We start from the raw sequence: 3,269 nt of genomic DNA, 5'->3' as shown, positions 1-3,269 counted from the left end.
ACCGACCAGGGTCGGTCGCTATAGTCACCCCTTCCGGGGCTGTAGCTCAGCTGGCAGAGCACTTGCATGGCATGCAAGGGGTCAGGGGTTCAAATCCCCTCCGCTCCACCAGGCACAACGCATCTCCCGCTCACCCTCGCAGCGTCGTCTGCCAGCAATCTGCCAGCAAATGACGCAGGGTGACTATCCAACGCGGAGCGTCACCAGGGCTGCTGGTCCAGGGCGGCCTCCGCCGTGGCCAAGACGATGACCAGGCGTTGCTCCACCGCAGCCACCACGCGGGCCGCCATCTCCGGGGTGGTGTGCCGGTAGTGGGCGCCGATGGCGCTGGCCTGATGCCGGCCGGACCGTCCGCTGGCCTGGTGGCCCATCAGCTCGTCGATGACCCGGGCCGGGACGCCGGCGTCTTCCAGCCAGGTGGAGAAGGTGTGGCGGAAGTCGTGGGCGCCGTGCAGGTCGACCGCATCCAGCAGAGGATGCTGGGCGCCGGGCAGCAGCGTCCATCGCTGCGTCTGGGGGTCGGCGGTGGCGGCGCCGGCGGCGGCGAGCTCGGCCAGAGCCTGGTCGATGGTGGCCACCCTGGCGGTGCGGCCCTGGGTGCTCAGCTGGGCCGCGAGCTGCTCGGCGGTGAGAGGTCCGTGGTCCCACAGCGCCCTCAGGACGCGGGCGGCGGTCGGCCGCAGCCCGGCGGTGGCCGGATTGGTCAGCTTGGCCAGGGCGCCGTGGTAGGTGCGGCGGAAGTTGTGCCGCGACACCACTGTGCGGGTGCCCTTCCTCACCCCAGGGCCACCGCGCTGCCCAGGGCCGCCGCCGGGGCCGGTGAACAACAGGGCGGCGGGATCGTTGCCGGGTGGGAGCCGGCGGCGGATCGCCTCGACCACCTGGGGGGCGAGGGGGATCTCGCGGATGCTGGCGTCGCTCTTGGGGCGGGGCTTGAAGCCGCTGCCGAACTGGCGGCCGGCCTGATAGCGCACGTCGACGACCTGCAGGGTCGGGATGGGCTGGGTGAGGTGGACACGGCGGCGGTGCAGGCCGGCAAGTTCGCCGATACGCAGGCCAGTCCCGAGCAGGGTGATGACGTGATCCCACCAGAACAGCGGGAAACAGGCCAGCAGCTGGCCGGCTTCCTCGGGGTGAGGGCGCGGCGTTTGCCGGGTCGTAGAAGCACGTCGGGGTCGGCGCGGCGCTTGGGGGCCGGGACTTTGCGGACTGGGTTGGTGTCGATGGCGCCTTCATCGAGGGCGAACTGGAAGATCCGCAAGGCCAAGGAGCGGCACTGGCCAAGGGTGGCCGGGCCGACCTTGGTGGCCAGGTCGCGTTGCCAGCGGCGTACGTCGGCGGGGCCGATGCGCTCGATCGGGTGGTCAGCGAACCAGGGCCGCACGTGCAGCCGGAGTCGGCTTTCGGTGATGGCCAGGGTGTTGGGGCTGCGGTCGGGGTCGGTGGAGTACAGCTCCCACCACTCATCGGCCCACCGGCTGAACGGCAACCGACCCCGGCGTCGGCCCTGCCAGGTGCCGCGGCGCAGCTCGAGGCGTTTCTCGGCGGCCAGGTCGCGGGCCTCGTCGGCGGAGTCCACGGTCTTGGCGCCTTGGGAGCCGTCGTCCAGCCGCCAGGACACCTGATAGCGGTGGCCGCGCTTGCGCCAGGTCATCGACCCCATCCGGGCCTCCGCTTCCCGAGCGTGAGTAACCAGGGACCGGTGGGCGACAAGAGTGCCCGTCCAGGCGCACAGGCAGGTCGCTCGCGGGCGCTGGCCGCTAGACACGACCGCTGACATGGCCGGGAGCGGCTGAGGCCGTTCTCGTTGGATAACGTGACAGACGAGTTCACCCTCATCGGTGGCCGCCCGAGGTATCGCCGCGCGCCGCAGAAACGCCAGAATCGACAGAAACAGCTCCGGCGGTTGTTTTTGGTGTTTCTGTCATTTCTGCGGTGCGCGGCAGCGGGTTGACGAGGAACCGAGGCGAAGCGGGTCGGCCGCGGCCGCGTGGGTCCTGGGAGGGCTCAGGGTCGACGCGGCGGAGGTAGCCGTGCTCCTCGAGCAGCCGGAGGGCTGGCTCGAGGTCGGTGGCCGTGGCGAAGCGGCCGCGGGGGGCGGCCCGGTGGGCGTCGCGGCGGCTGAACTGGGTCCGGCTGGTGCGGCTGACCCAGTTCAGGAGCCAGCAGGCGTCGTCGACTCGAGGGTCGGCCCCCATCAGGTCGAACACGGCCCGGGCGTGCGCGATGAGGTAGTCAGCCAGCCGGACGGCGCCGGCGAAGGTCTCGACCCCGATCGGCTGGGCCCAGCCGTCGCGCAGGTGGCTGGCTAGGTGGAGGAGGGCGGCGAGGCGGCAGGTTGCGCCAGCAAGCTTGGCTGCCCAGCCGGCCAAGTGGGCCAGGTCGCCGCTGCCAGCGGCCAGCCGCGGCTCCAGGGCGCGCTCGTAGCCGAGCAGCAGCTCCCCCGCCGATGGGTCGAGGGTCAGGACTGTGGGGTCGTCACTGGCTGGGATGGTCAGGCTGGCGGCCAGGGCTTGGAGCTCGAGGGCGTAGCGGTCGGCCACCGCCGATGGGACGGGTGGGGCGCCGGGCTGGCGGCGGCCGACCAGGCTGGCCGGGAGGCTGTAGAGGAACCGGGCCAGCAGCCCCCGGCCCCGGAACCCGGGTCGGCCGGCCAGGCCTTGCAGGACTTCAGGCTGGACAGTGAGGCCGATGGTCAGACACGGCCGTTGCACGTACTCGGGCGGGCGGCCGCGGCGGTCAACCTTGAGCAGGTCGCCGGCATGGCCTTTGAGGTAGACGCCCAGGTTGGGGCCGGCGTTCTGGTTGTAGCGGCCGGCCATCTGATCGAACACATCCCCTTCGGGTGACAGCAGGGCGATGCGGCCGTGGGTGGCCAGCAGGCTGGCCAGGGCTTCGGGGGTGGCGTCATCGACCAGCCGCCGCGGCACCGGCGGCACGGCCAGGTTGGCGGCTTCGGCGGCGCGGGCGATGGCCTCGGCTTGGCGTTCTTCCTGCTGGTCGGCGGGGGCTTTGCTTGCCGCGGCCTCGGCGTGGGCGGCGGCCTGGTCGGCGATGCGCCGCAGGGTGATGGTCTCGGTGATTGATGGAAGGGCGGCGGTGGCTTGCTGGCGTTCGAAGTCGGCGACTGGGCAAGTGAGGGCGGTGAACACGCCGCTCTTGCGGGCGCCGGCGTCCATGCCCACGGCCAGGAACAGGCACAGCGGTTCGCGCCATCCGGGCCGCGGTTCGACCTCGACCGCCCCGCCAGCCACGGTGGCGAGCACGGC

At 72.0% G+C, this 3,269-nt stretch carries 2 protein-coding genes and 1 tRNA gene; 1 reads left to right on the top strand and 2 read right to left on the bottom strand.

Annotated elements, in window-relative coordinates; all coding sequences use genetic code 11:
* The first annotated feature begins 35 nt into the window (after positions 1–35).
* Positions 36–111: transfer RNA gene (locus VF468_06985), tRNA-Ala, on the top strand.
* An 89-nt stretch (positions 112–200) separates the two neighbouring features.
* Here the strand turns inward: VF468_06985 and VF468_06980 are convergent.
* Positions 201–974: a tyrosine-type recombinase/integrase gene (locus VF468_06980; protein ID HEX5878050.1), complete on the bottom strand. Its 774-nt coding sequence runs from the start codon at positions 972–974 to the stop codon at positions 201–203.
* An 861-nt stretch (positions 975–1,835) separates the two neighbouring features.
* Positions 1,836–3,269, bottom strand: a 1,434-nt coding sequence (locus tag VF468_06975) for a YfjI family protein (protein ID HEX5878049.1), incomplete at its 5' end; no start/stop codon positions are given.

The organism is Actinomycetota bacterium, from assembly GCA_036280995.1.
Taxonomy (GTDB): Bacteria; Actinomycetota; CALGFH01; order CALGFH01; family CALGFH01; genus CALGFH01.
This window is presented reverse-complemented; position numbering and strand designations above follow the sequence as displayed.